This window comes from Myxococcus sp. AM010 (assembly GCF_013372585.1).
Lineage (GTDB): Bacteria > Myxococcota > Myxococcia > Myxococcales > Myxococcaceae > Myxococcus > Myxococcus vastator.
In genome coordinates this window covers 20,114-37,809 of sequence record NZ_JABXEO010000043.1, presented here as the reverse complement: position 1 = coordinate 37,809, position 17,696 = coordinate 20,114, and the positions used below count along the sequence as shown (strand labels likewise).

The 17,696-nt window shown below is 71.1% G+C and carries 13 protein-coding genes; 3 read left to right on the top strand and 10 right to left on the bottom strand.

Annotation, left to right across the window (positions count from 1 at the left end; translation table 11 throughout):
• Nucleotide 1 precedes the first annotated feature (1 nt).
• Genes HV826_RS20155 through HV826_RS20125 form a run of 7 tightly spaced genes read right to left on the bottom strand, consistent with a single transcriptional unit; the run spans nt 2 to nt 8,913 of the window.
• Nucleotides 2–1,024, bottom strand: coding sequence for an AAA family ATPase (locus HV826_RS20155; RefSeq protein WP_176418652.1), 1,023 nt, complete (start codon nt 1,022–1,024; stop codon nt 2–4).
• Entirely contained in the window at nt 1,021–4,293 is a 3,273-nt protein-coding gene (locus HV826_RS20150; protein ID WP_176418651.1) for a hypothetical protein, read from the bottom strand. The genes HV826_RS20155 and HV826_RS20150 overlap by 4 nt, the downstream gene beginning before the upstream one ends.
• Nucleotides 4,293–4,559: a hypothetical protein gene (locus HV826_RS20145; protein WP_176418650.1), complete on the bottom strand. Its 267-nt coding sequence runs from the start codon at nt 4,557–4,559 to the stop codon at nt 4,293–4,295. Before HV826_RS20145 ends, HV826_RS20150 begins: the two co-directional genes overlap by 1 nt.
• Entirely contained in the window at nt 4,552–6,672 is a 2,121-nt protein-coding gene (locus tag HV826_RS20140) for an AAA family ATPase (RefSeq protein ID WP_176418649.1), read from the bottom strand. Before HV826_RS20140 ends, HV826_RS20145 begins: the two co-directional genes overlap by 8 nt.
• A complete protein-coding gene (locus HV826_RS20135; protein ID WP_176418648.1) occupies nt 6,669–7,235 on the bottom strand; it encodes a hypothetical protein in 567 nt (188 codons plus the stop codon). Before HV826_RS20135 ends, HV826_RS20140 begins: the two co-directional genes overlap by 4 nt.
• A complete protein-coding gene (locus tag HV826_RS20130) occupies nt 7,232–8,308 on the bottom strand; it encodes a hypothetical protein (RefSeq protein ID WP_176418647.1) in 1,077 nt (358 codons plus the stop codon). Before HV826_RS20130 ends, HV826_RS20135 begins: the two co-directional genes overlap by 4 nt.
• Complete coding sequence (locus HV826_RS20125) at nt 8,305–8,913, bottom strand: 4Fe-4S single cluster domain-containing protein (RefSeq protein WP_217918698.1); 609 nt, start codon at nt 8,911–8,913, stop codon at nt 8,305–8,307. The genes HV826_RS20130 and HV826_RS20125 overlap by 4 nt, the downstream gene beginning before the upstream one ends.
• A 211-nt stretch (nt 8,914–9,124) precedes the next feature.
• Here HV826_RS20125 and HV826_RS20120 point away from each other — a divergent pair, with 211 nt between their 5' ends.
• Nucleotides 9,125–10,915: a sigma 54-interacting transcriptional regulator gene (locus HV826_RS20120; RefSeq protein ID WP_176418646.1), complete on the top strand. Its 1,791-nt coding sequence runs from the start codon at nt 9,125–9,127 to the stop codon at nt 10,913–10,915.
• A 10-nt stretch (nt 10,916–10,925) separates the two neighbouring features.
• Here the strand turns inward: HV826_RS20120 and HV826_RS20115 are convergent, their stop codons facing one another.
• Nucleotides 10,926–12,266 (bottom strand): hypothetical protein, encoded by a 1,341-nt coding sequence (locus HV826_RS20115; protein WP_255208286.1) that lies wholly within the window; start codon nt 12,264–12,266, stop codon nt 10,926–10,928.
• A 567-nt stretch (nt 12,267–12,833) separates the two neighbouring features.
• On the opposite strand from HV826_RS20115, the gene HV826_RS20110 reads away from it, so the two are divergent.
• The gene (locus tag HV826_RS20110) at nt 12,834–13,694 is read left to right on the top strand and encodes a ThiF family adenylyltransferase (RefSeq protein ID WP_255208287.1); all 861 of its coding nucleotides are present in this window, start codon (nt 12,834–12,836) and stop codon (nt 13,692–13,694) included.
• On the opposite strand, the gene HV826_RS20105 is transcribed toward HV826_RS20110, so the two are convergent.
• Complete coding sequence (locus HV826_RS20105) at nt 13,622–14,068, bottom strand: DofA protein (protein WP_176418644.1); 447 nt, start codon at nt 14,066–14,068, stop codon at nt 13,622–13,624. The genes HV826_RS20110 and HV826_RS20105 overlap by 73 nt on opposite strands.
• Nucleotides 14,069–14,283: 215 nt before the next feature.
• Nucleotides 14,284–16,794: a penicillin acylase family protein gene (locus HV826_RS20100; RefSeq protein ID WP_176418643.1), complete on the bottom strand. Its 2,511-nt coding sequence runs from the start codon at nt 16,792–16,794 to the stop codon at nt 14,284–14,286.
• A gap of 146 nt (nt 16,795–16,940) precedes the next feature.
• Here HV826_RS20100 and HV826_RS20095 point away from each other — a divergent pair, with 146 nt between their 5' ends.
• On the top strand, nt 16,941–17,585 hold the full coding sequence (locus HV826_RS20095; RefSeq protein WP_176418642.1) for a phosphatidylcholine/phosphatidylserine synthase: 645 nt from the start codon (nt 16,941–16,943) through the stop codon (nt 17,583–17,585).
• Nucleotides 17,586–17,696 lie beyond the last annotated feature (111 nt).

Below are 17,696 nucleotides of genomic sequence, written 5' to 3'. Positions count from 1 at the left end.
CTCACGAGAGGCCCAGCAGCCGGGGCACCTTCTCCTCCAGCAGGTCGATTTCTTCCCGCGTCTCGCCCAGGTACGAGAGGAGCTGGAGGTCCTGTCGCTCCACCGCGCCGCCGTGGAAGATCCACGCTCGTGTGCGCAGCAGGCGGTAGAGCTTCACCAGCTTGCGGTCACTGATGAACACGCCGTCCTCGCGCGTCAGCGTCTGCACCACGCGGCGGAACTCACGCAGCAGGTCGTCGCGGAAGAACAGGTCCCGGTCGCGCAGCTCGCGGCCGTCCGGGCCCGTCTCGCGCTTGCCCATCATCAGCGTCAGGTAGCGGTGGGCCTTGAGCAGGTCGTCCAGCGTGGCGTGGCCCTCCGCCCAGGGCTTCTGGTTCAGCTCGCGGTGCGTCTGCGAATCCAGGCCGGAGTCCAGCAGCTCCAGGAAGTAGCGGTCCTGCACCGGACGGCACGCGGCCTTGAGGCAGAAGCGGTCCTTCAGCGCGCCCAGCTCGGCGTGCTCGGGCAGCTCGTTGGTGGCGGCGAAGAGCACCTTCAGCTTCACCGGCTGCGGCGCGCCGTCCTGGTAGAACTTGCGCTCGTTGATGACGGTGAGCAGCGCGTTGAGGATGGCGGAGCTGGCCTTGAACACCTCATCGAGGAACACCAGCTTCGCCGTGGGCAGCTTGCCGCCCTCACGCCGGATGTAGCGGCCCTGGCGCAGCAGGTTGATGTCGATGGGACCCAGCACCTCCGACGGCTCGGTGAAGCGCGTCAGGAGGTACTCGAAGTAATCCTCGTTGGGGATGCGCAGCGCGTCCCGGAACTTGAGGACGAGGTCCGACTTGGCCGTGCCCGGTGGGCCCACCAGCAGCAGCGGCTCCTGCGCCACCGCCGCCACCGTCATCAGGTCCACCAGCGTCTGCTTGCCCACGAAGTGACGGCCCAGCGCCAGGCGGAAGCGGTTGAGGCGCTCGCGCAGGCCGTGGGCTTCCTGGGCGAGCGTGTCGAACGTCAGCTCGGAGATGGCGGGGTGACTGCTCATGTGCGCTCCTCCAGCTCCCGATGGATGCGCCGTCGCACCAGGAATTCGTCTTCGTCCAGCCAGCTTCGCGCGCGCGCTCCGGTGCCTTGCGCCACCTCCACGTGGCCCTGCACCAGCGCGTCCGCCAGCTCCACCACGGAGAGGCAGAAGTGGCTGTTGGTGTTGTAGCTGTCCGTGACGATGGGCAGCCCCTCCGAGATGCGCGCCAGCCCCGGCAGCGCCAGCTCCACGGGGGCGTGTGCCAACGCGCTCGCGAGGCTGCGCATCAGCGTCAGTCGCTCCGGCAGTCCTCCCTTCGCCGCGCCCAGTGACTCGAAGGCGGCGTCGAACACGTCAACGGCCTCGGCCGTGCGCCCCTGCATGGACAGGCCCGCCGCCACGCCGAGCCTCGCCGTCAGCGGTGTCTTGGGGCCCGTCAGGCGCTCTTGCGCCGCGTCCACCAGCTCGGCGGCTTCGCGTGACAGGCCCACCCGGCGCAGGCCCCGCAGGATCACTCCCAGGATGCCCCGACTCCAGGCGGGCGACGTGGGGGCCAGCGCCGAGAGTACCTTGCGCAGCCGCGCCGCCAGCGTCATCGCGTGGTCCGCCCGGCCGAAGAGGGCCGCCAGCGTCAGCGCATCACCCAGCATCACCGCCTGGGCTTCACCGGGGAGCGCTTCCATGGATGCGACGAGCCGGTTCAGGAGTGGAAGCGCGCGCGCCGGAGCGACGCGGGGCAGCGTGTCCAGCAGGCCTCCGATGAGCCGCTGCCGTTCCTCGGCGGGAAGCGTCGCTTCGGTGGCCCGGGCCGTCAGGGTCTCCACCTGCGCGGCCACCTGCGCCGGCTCCTTCAAGTCGCGAAGGGTGGCGAACTCCTCGCCGCGCAAGTCCCGCGCGCCGCGCCCGAAGGCCCTCGCGGGGTCGAGCCGCTCGCTGGGCTCCAGCAACACCGAGGCCTGCCGCAGCCGGTCCACCTTGTACCGCTGGAACGTGCTCAGGGCGTTCAGTTCGGCGGCGATGTCGGAGGGCAGCGGTGTCTCGGGCGGCTGGCCTTCCAGGGCCTGGGCCACGCGCGCACCGTAGGCACGGGAGAGGAAGCCGTGGATGGCCTCCTTCGTGTCGACCGCCTCCGACGCCGCGGACGCCAGGGTCCGCGCACGGTCCGCCTGCCCGAGCCGCGCGAGCCCCACCGCGAAGACGTAGCGGACATAAGCGAGCGTGAGCGCGGGCGCCGCTTCGATGGACGAGCGGCGGCGAGGCGTGTGCTCGAAGCGCTCCAGCAGGGCTTCGAGCTGCGCCACCACCCGAGGCACCTGCGCCGAATCAGTGCCAGCTCGCAGGAAGCGGGGCACGTCTCTGGCGAGCGACAGGCCTCGCTCAAGCAGCTCCAGCACCCGGTCGCTCGCGCGTGCAAGTCCGAGCGCATCGCCCCCCGCCAGCGTGTCGAGCGCCGTCCGGGTGAGCCAGAGCGTCCGGACGTCGAGCTCCGCGTCATGCCGGTCCAGCCATCGCTGGAGTGCCGCCAAGTCGACGGGCACGGGCGCACCCGGGACGCGCACCGCGCGCACCAGGCTGCTGGCGACGCCGCGCACGTCATCACCCGTGGGCGCGGGTGACGCCATCCGTTCCGCGGGGGAGGCGCCTCCTTCGTTCTCTGAATCAGCCCAGCGCCGTACCAGCTCGGTGGTCTCGGTGTCGGACGCGGACCACAGCGCGCGCGTCCAGCACAGGCTCGCCTCGCGCTTGCGCCCCAGCCGTCCGTTCAGCTCCGCCATGCGAGTCCAGAGCTCCTGCCGCTGCGGCGAGTCGGCGGGCACTTCCAGGGCCAGGAAGGACTTCTCCAGCGCACCCAGCTCCTCTTCCACCGCGTTGGATTGCGCGGGCGTGAGCGGCGCCAGGCGGGCGCCGGTGGGCACGGGCTGAGCGACGCGGACCGCGACAATGGGCGGAGGACTCGCGGGCGCCACCGAGGAGGTTGGCTCCTCACTGCGGCCACGGCGCGTGCCGCGCGAGCTCCGGTCCGCCGCTTCGTCCGATTGCACCGCGCGGGCCGCGCTCTGCCACTCACCCTCCGCGGCCTCAAAGGCGGCGAAGTCGAAGCTGGCGCTCCGGACCCACGGCATGAGTGCGTCGGCGTGGGTATCCACGACGTAGTCCACCCAGGTGTCGAGCGGCTGGAACGCGGACTCCGGCAGCCGCTCCGCGCGGAACCCACCGCCCCCGGTGGGATGCAGCCACGTCACGGTGTCGGCCTGGGGGACGAGCAGCGCGCGCAGGCGGTCCCGGCGCACGGGTGGCTCCAACAGTCCGTCACACGGGAGGAAGAGGTCCGCGAGCTGCGGCAGCGGCGCGTAGGCCATGCCCGACAGGCCCAGCTCCGGGGGCCGCTCCCGGCCCGCTCGCGCACGCAGCACGATGCACGGCGCCTCCGCTGGTCCCGTGACGGCGAAGCGAAGCTGCGCGAGCAGCGGCTCCGGCAACGTGTGGACCAGGGACTCCACCTGGGCGAGCGCATTCTCGCGCAGCACCCACAGGCTCGCGGGCTCCATGCGCGCGGCTCGCGTGAGGCGCAGCGGCACCGTCAGCCGGCCCGGCGTGGGCGCGGGTGTCCAGTCCTCGCCCGGGGCTGGGAGCCGCAGGTCGGTGTGTTGGTACAGGTCCGTCCACGGGCCGTCCGGCGCGGTCAGCCAGGGGCCTTCGCCGCGGATGAGCAGCAACGTCCCGACAGGCGCCTGGAGCGTGCGCGCGAGCGGATGCGTGTAGCCCACCTCGACCCAGACGGAGAGCTGCCCTGGGACGGCGGGAACGAAGGCGCGCAGCGGGCCCGCGGCGTCCAGCGCGCGGGTGAGGGTGAAGTAGGGCGGCGCCATCGCGCGCAGCAAGGCCCGCTGTCCGCTTCCCTCCGCGGTTTGGGCGAAGCACACCTCCTGCCGGTCGCACCCCAGGCGCAGCATCTCGCCCGCCAAGGGAAGGAGCGCGTCGGCGCTCGGGGGCAGGAACAGCACCGGGCCGGTGGGGGCGGTCTCCAGCGGCGCGCGCCGCGACGTCACCAGCTCCGCCCAGCAGAGGACCGGTGTGGCCTCTTTCGCGCGGCTCCGCGTCTCCTGCACGCCCAGGGACGCGAGGCGCGCGAGCACCTCTTTCGCGGGCATCACCTCCGGCAGGACGTGAAGCGCGCCGTCGGGCGTCCGGTGGTAGCGGGCGGGGGCGGCCTGGACTTCGGCGGGGACGAGTCCGGAGGTCAGCGCCAGGTGGAGCGCTTCCTCACTGGTGAAGACGAGCATGGACATCAGGCCTTCTGGCTGACCTTCTCGGAGGCGTCCTCGGCGGTGGAGTTGGGCTCGGCCGTCTTGCCCGCTGGCGTGTCGCGCTCGACGATGACGCGGCCCAGCTCTGAGGCCTTCAGCGTGCCACCCTGGATGAGCGAGTCCACGAGCCGACGGTGCTCGTCCTCGTGCTCCATGGGCAGCGCGTCCGCGTCGCTCTCGTACTGGATGATGACGTCCTTGCGGCCCGTCGCCGGGTCCACCTGGAGGCGGAGGATGAGGCTAGCCAAGCGCGGGCTCCTTCTTCGGTGCCACGGGCGCGGGCACCAGGTGGGTGAAGGCCTCGCGGTCCAACACCTTGCGTTCGATGAGCAAATCCCTCAGGGCCACGACCCGCTCCTTCTCCCGCTGGAGGATATCCCGGGCCCGGGCCCGTTGGACGGCGAGGACTTCCTGTATCGCGGCCTCCAGCGTGCTCCGCGTCGCGTCGGACAGGGCATGCCGGTCCGCCTGCCGTCCCGGAGCATCAAAGCGGCGCACGGGCACGCCGTCTCCGCCCATGCCCAGGTCCTCCACCAGCTCGCGCGCGATCTCCGTGGCGCGCTCCAGGTCGTGCGCGCTGCCCAGGGAGAGGTCGTCCAACAGCAGGTCCTCCGCCTCCCGGCCGCCGAAGAGCATGCAGATGCTGTCCAGCAACTGGCCTCGAGTGACGACGTACCGGTGCGCCGGGTCCGCGTACTGCACGTGGCCCAGCGAGCCCGCCAGGTCGCCCCGGATGCTGATGCGGTCGATGGCGGGCGCGTGCTTACAGAACAGGGCGCACACCGCGTGCCCCGCCTCATGCGTGGCCACCACGCGCTCCTCCGTGGGCGTGAGCTCCGGTCGGTCCAGGAACTCCGTGAGGGCGCGCTCCACGTCCACCGCCTCGGTGGGGCCCTGGACGCCCTCGCGCAGCCTTCGCCGCGCGAGCGCCCGGCACAGCGCTTGGATGTGGTCGCCGGAGAAGCGCGTCCCGGTGCCTTCCACGCGGTCGCCCGTGCGCTTCACCGCGTAGTCCAGGGCGCGCTCCGTCAGCTCCAGTCCCAGCTTCTGGTTGTAGATGGACAGGATGGCGCGCCGGTCCGCGCTGTTGGGGTAGGGGATGCAGAGCTGGAACTCGAAGCGGCCGGGGCGCAGCAGCGCGGGGTCCAGGGACTCCACGAAGTTGGTGGTGCCCACGACGAAGACCAGCTCCTCCTTGCGGAAGCCGTCCATCTCCGTGAGGAGCTGGTTCACCATGGAGTGCTCCACGCCCGAGCCCGTGTACGTGCCACGCGCCGACGCGAAGGAGTCCAACTCGTCGAAGATGATGATGCTGGGCGCCGCCTGCCGGGCGCGGACGAAGATCTGACGGAGGTTCTCCTCGCTCTCGCCCACCCAGCGGCTCTTGAGCTCGGGGCCGCTCACCACCTGGACGGCCGCGCCCAGCGCCGAGGCCATGGCCTTGGCGAACAGCGTCTTGCCGGTGCCGGGAGGGCCCCAGAAGATCATCCCGCGCGGCAGCAGCGCCTCCACGCGCTTCACCGCCTCCGCGTCACTCAGCGTGTCCTTGTGCGACAGGACGTCCAGAAGCTCCTGCTGGAGCCGCTGCTTCACCTTGGCGTAGCCGCCGATGTCCGTGTGCAGCTCCAGCTCTGGCACGCTGAGCGAACCGGTGAGCGTGGCCGAGCGCAGCTGCGCATACGCGGGCTTCGGGTTTGCGGGGTAGTCCTCGCCAGTAATCGCGCCCAGCAGCCGGCGCAGCCGCACGGCGTTGACGCCAGAGACGTGCTTGTAGAGCGCGTAGGGCTGCAGGCCCCTGCCGAACTTGCGGCACTCGCGCTGGGTGATGAGGTAGCGCAGCCTGTCCCTGCCCACGCCGAGGATGCTCTCCTTGTGGGGGAAGAGGTTCTCGATGACGCGCGGCACGGCGAAGGACGGGTCCTTGAAGCCGACCCAGAGCATCTCCGGGTTTTCGTACAGCAGGGGGATGACCTCGCGCGCCTCGCTGGTGAGCCCGCCGGTGCTGGTGGTGAGCAGGTCCAGGTGGGGCAACACGACGATGCGCTCGCGCACCGCGCCGCGCACCGCGTCCCGGAGCTGCGCGATGAGCGTGGCCATCATGCTGGGCGCGGGCATGCCCGGTGGGGGCTCCTGCGCGGTGCGGCCGTCCAGGTAGAGGAACTGCTTGCCGTCCTGCTTCAGCCTGTCGCGCAGGCACTTGTAGAAGTAGGGCGTCAGCTCCTTGTCCGCCTCCACCATGACGGGCAGCCCGCGCAGCAGCGCCTCGCAGACGCGGTTCAGCTCGGAGGGGTAGGCGGCCTCGACGGCGGCGAAGGGCGACAGCTCCGTCGGCAGAGACTCCTCGGGGATGCGCTGACTCATACGCGCACCTTGATGGTGAGCGAGCCCGTCGCCGCGTCCTCGTGGACCTCCTCGATGGTGCCGAGCTGCCCGGCGCGCACCTTGAGCGCCTCCGCCGTCACCTTGTTGGAGATGGCATCCAGCTCCGACTTGAGGTCGCGCAACCGACCTTCGAGCCGCTGGGTGACCTGCTGCCGCAGCTTGTCGGTGGCGACGTCCGCCGCGTCCTCCAGCCGCGCGCGCGCCAGGTCCTGGGCGCGCAGCTTCGCCTGCTCCACCTCGTCGGGCCGCTCCACGGCCAGCTCGCCGCGCGCCTGCAGCTCCACCTCCTGCTCGCCGCTGAGGGTGACGCTGACGTCGCCGGTGGTGACGTCAATGGCGACGCGGACGCCATCCGCCTCCGTGCGCAGCGCCACGTCGCCCTCTTGCGTGAAGCCGCGGTTGGCCAGCTCGGCCGCGAGCAGCCCGGCCAGCTCCTCGCGCGATAGGAGCGGGAGCAGCTCCAGCTTGGAGCACAGGCCGTCCTCGGCCTGGACGACGCGGTTGAGGGACTCGGAGACGGAGACTCGGTAGGCGCGGCTCATGAAGCGCTCCCGGCGGAGGAAGGTGGAGGTGCGGCGGAGGCGCTGGTGAGGGCGGTCGTCAGTTGCCGGGCATGGTCCTCGGCGCGGCGGAAGCCTGCCTCACCGAAGGCGCTCCATTCAGACAGCAGGTGCTGGGCGGCGTCGTAGTCGTCGTCGAAGAAGCGCACGGCGCGGTGCTCCGCGTCCCAGCGTGACAGGCGGCCCAGGGCGCGCAGGAAGGCCGCGGCGGCACGGGCCGCCTCGGCCCGAGAGGACAACGTCGCCGTGGAAGACAGCCCCTCCACCCAGCGCGTGGCGGGCTGCTCCAGCAGGGGGCGCGCCGCTTCGAGGAGGAAGCCCGCGAGGTCCCTTCTGCCCGCGCCATCCACCGCGTCGAGGAACGCGGCGAGCACGGCCTCCTGCGCCGCGCCCAGGGCCAGCGCCTCTCCGGGGGACGCGAGGTGGCGCTTGGACTCCTCCAACCCACGCCAACGCCGCACGAGCTCCAGCCGCAGCGCCTCCAGCAGCCACGCGCCGTCCGCCAGCAGCGGCGCGAAGGCGGCGGCATCGAGCTCCGGGCGCTGCGTCCCGAACTGCTCCGGGAAGCCCAGCCAGCAGAGCGCGGAGCGGCGGAAGAGGCGTTGGGCGCCCAGGGCCGGCGCGCAGGGGGTGCCCGCCACCAGGCGGCAGCAGAGATAGAGGAAGAGCTCGTCGGCGAGCGTGGGCGCTGCGTCCACTTCCAGCGGCATGGCCCCGTGCTTCGTCAGGGGCTGCTCCAGCAGCCACCTCAGGACGTGGAAGGTGAGGGGGGAGAAGCGCAGGGCGGGCGGCGCATGCCGCTCCCAGAGCCGGCCGGCGCGAGCCTGCCCGTCGCGCACCGTGCGCTGCTGGCGCCAGCCGCCGCACCGGGCGAGCGCGAGCACTCCGCCCTTGGCGAGCGTGTCCCGTAGGACGTGCATCGCGCCGGGGCTGAACTTCGCGGGGACGGCGTGCCGGTTGCGGAGCAGGTCCTCCACGGGGGCGTACTGTCCCAGGCCGGCGATGGCGCGGGCGAGCGTGAGCAGCTCGAGCTCGGACGGAGCGACGCGAATCATGGACGGAACCGGTCAGCGAGCGCGGGCCAGCCGTTGATGACGAGCTTGCCGCCGACGAAGTGCACCTCCGCCGTGTTCGGCGCGGTGAAGCACGCGTCGTGCGGCGAGTAGCGGCCGGTGAGGAAGTGCATCACCTGGTTGCGCGAGCCAATCCACCGCCGCGCCGTCTCCGGCTGGTCCGCCTCGAAGCGGCCGTCCACCAGCAGGTCCACCGCCCCTAGCAGCCGGTCCACGTCGCCGCGCGCCTGGGCCCGCAGCTCCGCGAGCGTATGGCCGGTGAAGACCATGATGCTCAGCCCGGCGGCGCGGACGCGCTCGCACAGCGCCGCGGCGGGCCCGGGCTGGGAGAAGGGCTCGCCGCCCAGCAGGGTGAGGCCCTCGATGCCGGGCGTGGCCAGGACCTGCCGGGCCAGGGCCTCCACCGTCTCCACGGTGCCGCGCTCGGTCGCGAACATCTCCGGGTTGCAGCACCCCGGGCAGCGCAGGGGGCAGCCCTGGACCCAGAGGGCGTAGCGCACACCGGGGCCCTCCGCTTCCGTGCGCGGGACTCGCTGGGCAATCCGGAGCGTGGGGCCGGAGCGGGAGGTGCCTGCTTCGATGGCCATGAAGACGGCCCCAGCATGCCAGCAGCGGCGGGGCAGGGGGAGCGCCAGGGCGTGTCACATGCCGCGAGACGGGCTCGATTGCTTGTTGATACCTTCCCCCGCCCGGTCATTCATGACCTGTACCTACATCCAGGTCGAGTGATGGCTGGCGAATCTTCCCGCGTCGCAAATTGTCAGCGTCGCTTCATTCCTCAAGTAGACTGTGGTGGTCATGACGCGGCCTGTGTCCGCCCACGCCCCTCGAAGCGAACGCAAGCCGTTGTACGTGAAGGTGGTGACGCAGCCCGCGCTCCATGGGTGCTGGGCCGTCAACATCAGTGAGACGGGCATCGGGCTCATCGCCACGCCGCACACGCCGTCCGACGGGCCGCGTGAGGGCGAGGACGTGGAGCTGTCGTTCTCCCTTCCGGACTCCGGTGAGCACATCCGCGTGCGCGGCGTGGTGCGCTGGCGTCACGACGCGTCCGGCGCGGTGGCGGCCATGGGCGTGAGCTTCCGCGCCTTCGAGGAAGCGGACGGCGTGAAGCTGGCGCGCTACCTCGCCTCGTCGCACCTCCAGGTGGTGGTGGCCTTCGCCACCGAACCGGAGGCGCGCGCGGTGACGGCCGCGCTGGAGGGGGTGGCCAAGCTCCACTTCGCCGCCAGCCCGTCGGACGCCCACGCGCTGGTGACGCGCGGGGACGCGGCGTGCCTGGTGGTGTGCGGCCAGGACGAGGAGCAGGCCCTGTCCCTGGTGGAGTCCCTGGCCGCCGGCCGCGCGGACGCGGACCCTTCTGGCGCGGGGCCGCCCAGTGATTTGGCGTCGCGAATCGTCTACTGCGCGCCGGCCGCGTCGGAGCGGCTGGTGGCCCTCTTCAACGCCGGGCGCATCTTCCGCGCGCTCGGGCCTTCACCCTCGCGGGAGGCCATGCACCAGGCGGTGCTTCAAGCGGGGCGCGAGCACGGCGTGCGCACCGAACAGTGGCGCATGGCGCTGGAGCTGGAGCGCAGCCTGCTGCGTGAGCGCGCGCTGTCGCAGGAGCTGCCGCCCGCCCCCGGTGGACGCGGCGGGGACGAGGTGGGCTTCCGCAGCGCCGCCATGCAGCGGGTGATGGAGCTGGTGCGCCTGGTGGCGCCCCACCGCGTGGCCGTGCTGCTCCAGGGCGAGACGGGGACGGGCAAGGAGGTGCTGGCGCGCATCCTCCACCGGCTCAGTGGCCGGGGGGACGTGCCGCTCGTGGTCCAGGACTGCGGCGCGCTGTCGGAGACGCTGCTGGAGAGCGAGCTGTTCGGCCACGTGAAGGGGTCCTTCACGGGCGCGGTGGCGGACCACCCCGGGCTCTTCGTGCTCGCCAACGGCGGCACCATCTTCCTGGACGAAATCGAGAACACCACCGCCAACCTCCAGGCGAAGCTGCTCCGCGTGCTGGAGACGGGGGACGTGCGTCCGGTGGGCGGCACCCAGGTGCGCCACGTGGACGTGCGCGTGGTGGCCGCCAGCAACAAGGACCTGGGCGAGGAAGTGCGCGCCAGCCGCTTCCGCGCGGACCTCTTCTACCGGCTCAACAGCTTCACGGTGGACATCCCGCCGCTGAGGGACAGGCCAGAGGACGTGCCGGAGCTGGCGCTCTACTTCCTGGAGCTGTTCAACCGCACCTTGCGCCGCTCGGCCAGCGGCATCGCGCCGGACGCGGTGGACGCGCTGCGGGCCTACGGCTGGCCGGGCAACGTGCGCGAGCTGCGCAACGTCATGGAGCGCTCGGTGTTGCTCTCCCGCCCGGGCGAGGTGGTGTCGCGGCGGCTGCTGCCGCCGGTGCTGGGCTCCACCCTGGCCCTGCGCGGCGAGCCGGGTGGGGATGGCTCACTGCGCGCCCGGCTGGAGCGGGTGGAGCGGGAGTTCATCCGCGAGGCCCTGGAGCGCCACGGCGGGGTGCTGCGGCGCGCGGCCGTGGCGCTGGGGATGGACCCGGTGACGCTGGGCCGGCGGGCCCGGCGCCACGGCTTGTGGAAGGCAGACAGCTAGGCCCTCTGCCTCAGTGGGTGCGAATCCACTGGAGAATGGGCTTCCAGACGCGCGCGCGCGCGTCATCCGCGAGGAACAGGTCCGCGTGCCCGAAGTCCAGGGCGCGCGCGGCCTCCGGCAGCGTGCTGACGTTGAGCCGGGTGACGTCCCGGCTGCCCAGCAGCGTGAGGCTGTGCTCGCCGTAGCGCCCCACGCCGCCCGCGGCGCCCACGTACAGCACCGGCACCTTCACGTCGTGCAGGCGGTCGTCGTAGGGCACGCTCTTCCCGCAAGCCCACGCCTCCGTCTCCACTACCTCGTTGATGCTCTGGTACGGGGCGGTGCGCTGGCCGAACTCGAAGAGGTAGCCCTCGCGGGTGAAGGAGAGCTGCTCCGGCAGGCCCAGGGCGTCCGGCGTGCTGCCCATCAAGTGGTAGGCGGGGACGATGGGCTGCAGCGGCGCGAAGAGCACGCTCGTCGCGCCCGCCGCGACCACGGCCAGCTTGCGGTTGGTGGGCACGCCCGTGCCCGGCCCGAAGATGTCTTCCATCACCAATGGAGACGGCGCGGCCGGCTGCGCCGCGGCGAGCTGGCCAATGGCCTGCAGCATGATGCCCGGCGCCGGCCCGAGCAGGCCGCCCTCCAACTGGCCCTCCTGGCGGGCATTGCTCAGCACCTCGTAGCGCTCACACGCCCACGCCTGCTGCTGCGCGTCCCGCGGCGAGAAGCGCACCGCCATGTCCATGGGGATGAAGCCGTCCACCTGGCGCAGCGCGCGCGGCAGCCGGGCCTCACGGTTGAGGTACGCGTAGCCGACCACCGCGCCCCGGCTCCAGCCCAGCAGGTGCAGGGGGCCCTGGAAGTTGCCGCCCGCGAGCCGCAGCAGCTTCGCCACGCCCAACCCCACGCCCACGTCGGCCGCGTGCGTTTCCAGCGTCCAGTGCTTCATGAAGCGAAAATCCCGCGTGTCCCGCGGCACGCCCGCCCACCTCAGGTCGATGCCCCACACGTCCACGCCCTCCTTCGCCAGGTACGCGGCGAGCGACTGCTCCGGCGGCACGAACGCGGAGCCGACGCTGGAGAGGAACGCGGCCTCGAAGCCCCACCCGTCGCCGTGCACCATGAACACCGCGCGCGTCGCACGCGCAGGCCGCCACGCCCCGTCCTCCCGCACCACCCGGTGCAGGGTGACGACGTCATGCCGCGACGGCCCCACCTGCAGGCGGTAGCGGTAGTGGGCCACGTCGCCGAACAGCGCCACCCGCTCACCGCCTCCCAGATTGCTGGAGCCCAGGAACGCGGCGCTGACCGGCGCGCCCTCCGCCAGCGCCACGCCCTGGAGCGCCGCGGCCCGTGAGACAGCCTGTCGCATGTCCTCAGAGGGGGCCGCTTCGGCGGTTCGAGCCAACGACAGACATGCCAACGAGACACAGAGGAAGAACACGGAACGCATACAGACCTCGGATCGGCTGAAGATGTTCGGGGGAGTCGACTTACCGCCGGCCCATGACGCCCCTGACGTGTCGCCCCCCCGAGCAGAATTCACGCCAATCACCAAACCCCTGTAACTCCTGGAGTGTTCTCCAGGCAGGGACTTCATGGGTGAATGCCACTGTGGATCGAACCTCTGACATCCCCTGCCAGGTGGGGGACTTCGGCGCGTGCTTCATCACTGAAGCCCGCGCATCACCGGTGCGGCTTCCGGGGCGTCACGAGGAACCCGGCAGGGATTGAGAGGCTTGGGTGACGAGCGCGCGCAAATGACCACAGGCGACCAGAACGGGCAAGAGCGGATTAGCGCTCCAGTACGGGAGGACTGACGGGGTCCGAACGGCACCAGGTGACGTGGGAGGGGTGCTGAACACACGCGCCCATGGGGCGCTCGCCACCCTCCTGGGTGGGGGGCACATGAAAGCCAGACTTCAACGCGAGGCGGCCCATGGTCGAGCAGCGGTTCCAGCGCAGTCTGGGCGTGGTGGATGCGGAGACGCTGGACAAGCTGTCACGCACGCATGTGTTGGTGGCGGGCGTGGGCGGCGCGGGAGGCCAGTGCGCGGTGGACCTGGCGCGGCTGGGGTTCGGCGGCGTGACGCTGGCGGACTTCGACGTCTACGAGCGCCACAACATGAACCGGCAGGTGGGCTGCTTCGAGAGCACGCTGGGCCGCGCCAAGGTGGAGGTGGTGGGGCGGATGTGCCGGGACATCCACCCGAACCTGCGGCTGCGGGAGGTGCTGGAGGGCATCACCGCGGCCAACGTGGAGGACGTGCTTGGCGGAGGCGGCGGGCTGGGCCCGGTGGACTACGTGGTGGAGGTCATCGACATCGCGGGAGCGTGCGAGAAGCAGGTGCTCCACCGCGCCTGCCGTCAGCGTGGGGTGCCGGCGATGACGGGGCTGATGTTGGGCTTTGGCGCGGCGCTGCACGTCTTCCAGCCGGACGCGCCGCTGTACGAAGCGCTCTACCTCCTGCCGGATGGGCGCATCGACCTGCCGGCCATCATCCCCCACCTGGGCAGCTACATGCTCCGCGAGTACATGGACGCGTGCTACCAGGGCCGGGGCCACGCGCCCACCTGCGTGGTGGGCGCGACGAGCGCGGCGGGGATGATGGTGACGGAGCTGACGCGCGCGGTGATGCGGGGACCCCGGTCCATGGTGTCGTGGCCGGAGTACCTCTACGTGGACTTCTTCGACCACCGCTTCGTCCGGGGCACCGTCGCCCAGGCTCACACCACGCCGCGCGAGCGGGCCTCCTCGATGACCTTCACGCCGTCCACGCCCAGGCTCTTGCCCAGGTAGGGGGCGACGAGGTCGGCGTGCTTGTGCACGCGGTGGAAGGCCTCGTCGAAGGTGCGCGTCACCAGGTTGATGCCGGAGATGATGACCCGCTGCAGGTTGTATTGCAGGTCATTGCCTTCGACGATGGCGTGAATCTCCGTGAAGAGGGGGCGCGCGTCCGAATGGAAGGTGGACAGGTTGCGCCGCTGCTCTGAGTTGGGCACGGACGACTTCGGTGAGAGGCTGGCGACGAGGACCAGCGGGTGCTGGAGCTGCTCGTGCGCGCCCTTCATCTGCTGGAAGACGGTGTGGATTTCTTCCTGACTGGGTGGCGCCTCCCATCGGAGGAAGAACACTCTGCCGATGATGGCGGTCTTGTAGACGGATGTGGCCATGATGTCCCCCTGCTGCTGCCTCGGTGATTCCACCGGGAAATCCCGGTGCCCCTTCGCCAGGAACGAACGGCGGCGCCTGGCGGTCTGCGCACCCATTGGCGCGCGTCCCGGGAGCAGACGGAATCAGACTGGAGGGCGGACATCCGCGGCCCGACATTGCCCCGCCGGGCCGCGAGGTGTCCGGCCCCCGACGAAGCGGGGGCCGGCGGGGTGCGTCAGTTGCCGATGAGGGTGATCTGCTCACCCGGCGCGGCGGCGACTTCCTCGGCGGTGAAGAGGATGGGCCGCCACTGCTTCTGGGAGAACAGCCGCGTCTGGTCCGCGTAGTACGGCGAGGCCGGGTTGCTGGACTCGCTGTAGGTCAGCAGGGCGCTGGCCTGCACGCCGGTGGGCGTGAACTCCATGGCCATGATGAAGCTGCTGCCGTTGTTGATGACGTAGCCGCCGTTGGCCAGGGCCGTGCGGCTGTTGACCACGGTGCGCGTGGCGGTGCCCGACTCGGCGTTGGGCGTGGTGGACTTCAGCGTGCCGAAGCTGACGATGTTCGCCGCGCCGTCGTAGTTGCCGCCGCCGTGGATGGGGATGCGCTCGCCGCTCACGCGGGGGGTGAACTGCGCCTGGCCCAGCGGGAGGTCCAGGGCCAGGCCCGCGCGCGTCAGCGTGTCCACGGCCTGGGCCAGCTTCGTCAGGACGGGGTCGGTGCCCTGGGCCGGCGCGGGCGCCAGCGTGTGGGGCGTGGCGATGGGGTTGGCCGGGTCGAAGGGCGTGGCGTACAGCGCCGGGCTCGCCTGCAGCTCGCTCATGGTGAACGCGCCCGCGAACTCGCGCCAGACGATGGCGCCCACGCTGTCCACGTCATAGCGACGATCCCACTGGGCAATCAGCGCGCACGCCTGGCTGATGTCCACGGTGCCAGCGCCATAGGGCACCGTCGTCTGGCCGGTGCAGCGGGCCACCACGTCGTCGATGAGCAGCTCGGCGATCATGCCGCGGTTGTTGAGGATGGCGTCCTGCAGCTCGGTGCGGGTGAAGAGGCCGTCCGCGCCGGACGCGCCACCTTCGACCTGTTCGGTGAGCATGACGGCGTTGAGGCGCGTGCGCGGCGTCTGGGGCACGTCCTCCAGGCCGTGCAGGGGCGAGAAGCCCTTGAGCGGCGCGGCGGGGTTGGCCAGCCAGTAGCTGTCATTGGCGTTGAAGACGAAGTCGGTGCGGTCCAGCTTGGGCACCTTGCTGAAGGGCACCAGGCCCGGGCTGCGGGCGCCGGCCTCTTCCTGCCACTCGTTCTGGCTGTTGCTGCCGTCGAGCAGCACCAGGCCCATCTGCTGCCAGATGGCGGTGGTGGCCAGGTCCGCGCCCTGGCGGGCGGCGTTCCAGGTGGCCAGGGCCACGGGCGACAGGTTCGGCGTGGGGGTGGCATCCGTGTACCAGGTGTTGCCCGCGCGGTCGGCCGCCATGGTGTTGACCCAGGGGATGCCCTGCTCGCGCGCGTAGACGGCCTTGAACTCAGCCAGGCTGCCGGCCTGGTTCATGCCCATGAACTGCGCCAGCAGGGTGTCGTTCTCCAGGTTGGCGTCCCGGTAGGTGAGCGCGGTCTGCTCGGTCCACTCCGCGGTGCCGGGGATGGAGATGATGGGGCCGTAGTGGCTGCTGTACATGCGGCGGGTGACGTTGACGAGCGTGCCGTTGTCGAGCAGGACGAGGATGGTGATGTCCTTCCAGGTCATCTCCCGCTCTTCGTCGTCGTAGTAGTACGAGGTCGGCTTGCCCGGCACCAGGCGCAGTCCGTACAGCGTCATGCGCTGGCCGGAGGAGAAGGTGTGCGTCCAGGCCACGTCGTTGTTGAAGCCGATGAGGACCGCGGGCACGCCCAGCAGGCCCACGCCGTAGATGTCCAGCTCCCCGGGGACGGTGAGGTGGCTCTCCCACAGCTTGAGCTCGCCTTCCCAGGGGAAGTGCGGGTTGGCCACCACCATGCCGTGGCCGGTGGCGGAGCGGTCGCGGCCAATGGCCCAGCCGTTGCTGCCCACCTGGTGCAGCTCGGGCCGCTGGATTTTGACGTGGTCGCGGTCCGGCGTGCCGATGGCGGTCGCCGTCACGTTGGGCGGCGTGGCCGCGGCGAGGGCCAGGGCGACCTGGTAGCTGCTGCCCGTCAGCGCCGCGCTGAAGGCGTAGGCCAGCAGGTCCACCTCGGAGATGGGCCGCACCCACCTGGCGCCGGTGCAGGGCGCGGGGAGCTGATCCTTGGGCGTCTCCTCGAGGTAGCGGTTGAAGCCGGCCGCGTAGCCCTTGAGCATGGCCTGGACGTTGGCGGGCTGCGCGCTGAAGCGCTCCGTGGCGCGCGCGTGGAGGCCCAGCGCGCGGTAGGCGAAGTCGCTGCCCGCGTAGGTGCTGCCGGGGCCCTGGCCCAGGAAGCGGGCGCGCTCACCGCGCACCTTGAGGATCTGATCCGCGAGGATGCAGACGTGGTCCTGGGCGAAGGCATAGCCGTTGCCGTACGCCACGCTGCCCAGGTCCTTGCCGGTGATGTGGGGGACGCCATGGGCGGTGCGGCGGATGGTGGCTTCGTAGGTGGGCGTCTGGGCCGGAGGCGTCCCTTCGTCGTCGTCGTCACCACACGCGGTGCTGAACAGCAGGCTCATGCCTGCGAGAAGGGAGAACTGCCAGCGGGTGCTCCGCGTACGGCGGAGCACACCGCGCCGGAGGGGCGAGGGAAGTTTGGGGTGCATGACAGTCGTCGAGCGTAGGGACCGGCTGATCACACCGTCAAAATGTTTCTGAAACTGGATTGATTTCTCACACCGCCGGGCACAACGCAGTGTGGCAAGAACGAGCTTCCGGCCGAGCGGGAGGGGTGTGGTAGGAAATCGCGCATATGCCGACCGAGCCGTCTCGTGCCCGCCGCCCGCGCCGTCACTTCTCGATGATTCGCACGTTCGTGCTCGCTGACTTCGTGACGCTGGGCAACGGCTTCGCGGGCGCGGGCGCCATCCTCTCCTCCATGCAGTACCTGGCTTCCGGGGAGGTGGGCTGGCTGTGGGTGGCCTTCGGCCTGATGCCGGTGGCGCTGGTGATGGACGTCATGGATGGGCGCATCGCGCGCTGGCGCTTCAAGAAGTCACCGCTGGGCGCGGACCTGGACTCACTGGCGGACGTCATCTCCTTCGGCATGGCGCCGGCGGCGCTGGCCTTCGCGGTGGGGATGCGCGGCTCGCTGGACGTGGCGGCGCTCCTCTACTTCGTGGCGTGTGGCATCAGCCGGCTGGCGCGCTTCAACGTCACGTCGGCGGACCTGTCGGACGACACGGGGAAGGTGAAGTACTTCGAGGGCACCCCCATTCCCACCAGCCTGGCGCTGGTGATGGTGATGGCCGCGGCGCTGTGGGCGGGGCGCATCGGTCCGGACCTGTGGGGCGGTGTGTGGCGCCTGGGGCCGTTGGTGCTGCACCCGTTGGCGCTGATGTTCGTGGCCAGCGGAAGCGCGATGATCAGCAAGACATTGCGCATTCCGAAGATTTGATACCGGACACCCACCCACCCCTGGGCGCGGGGTTCCCCATGTGTGGCTGGTTGCCCACCCTGAAGTGGGTGCCTAGCTTCGCCACCGTTCCTTCCGCCGTCCTCCATGTGG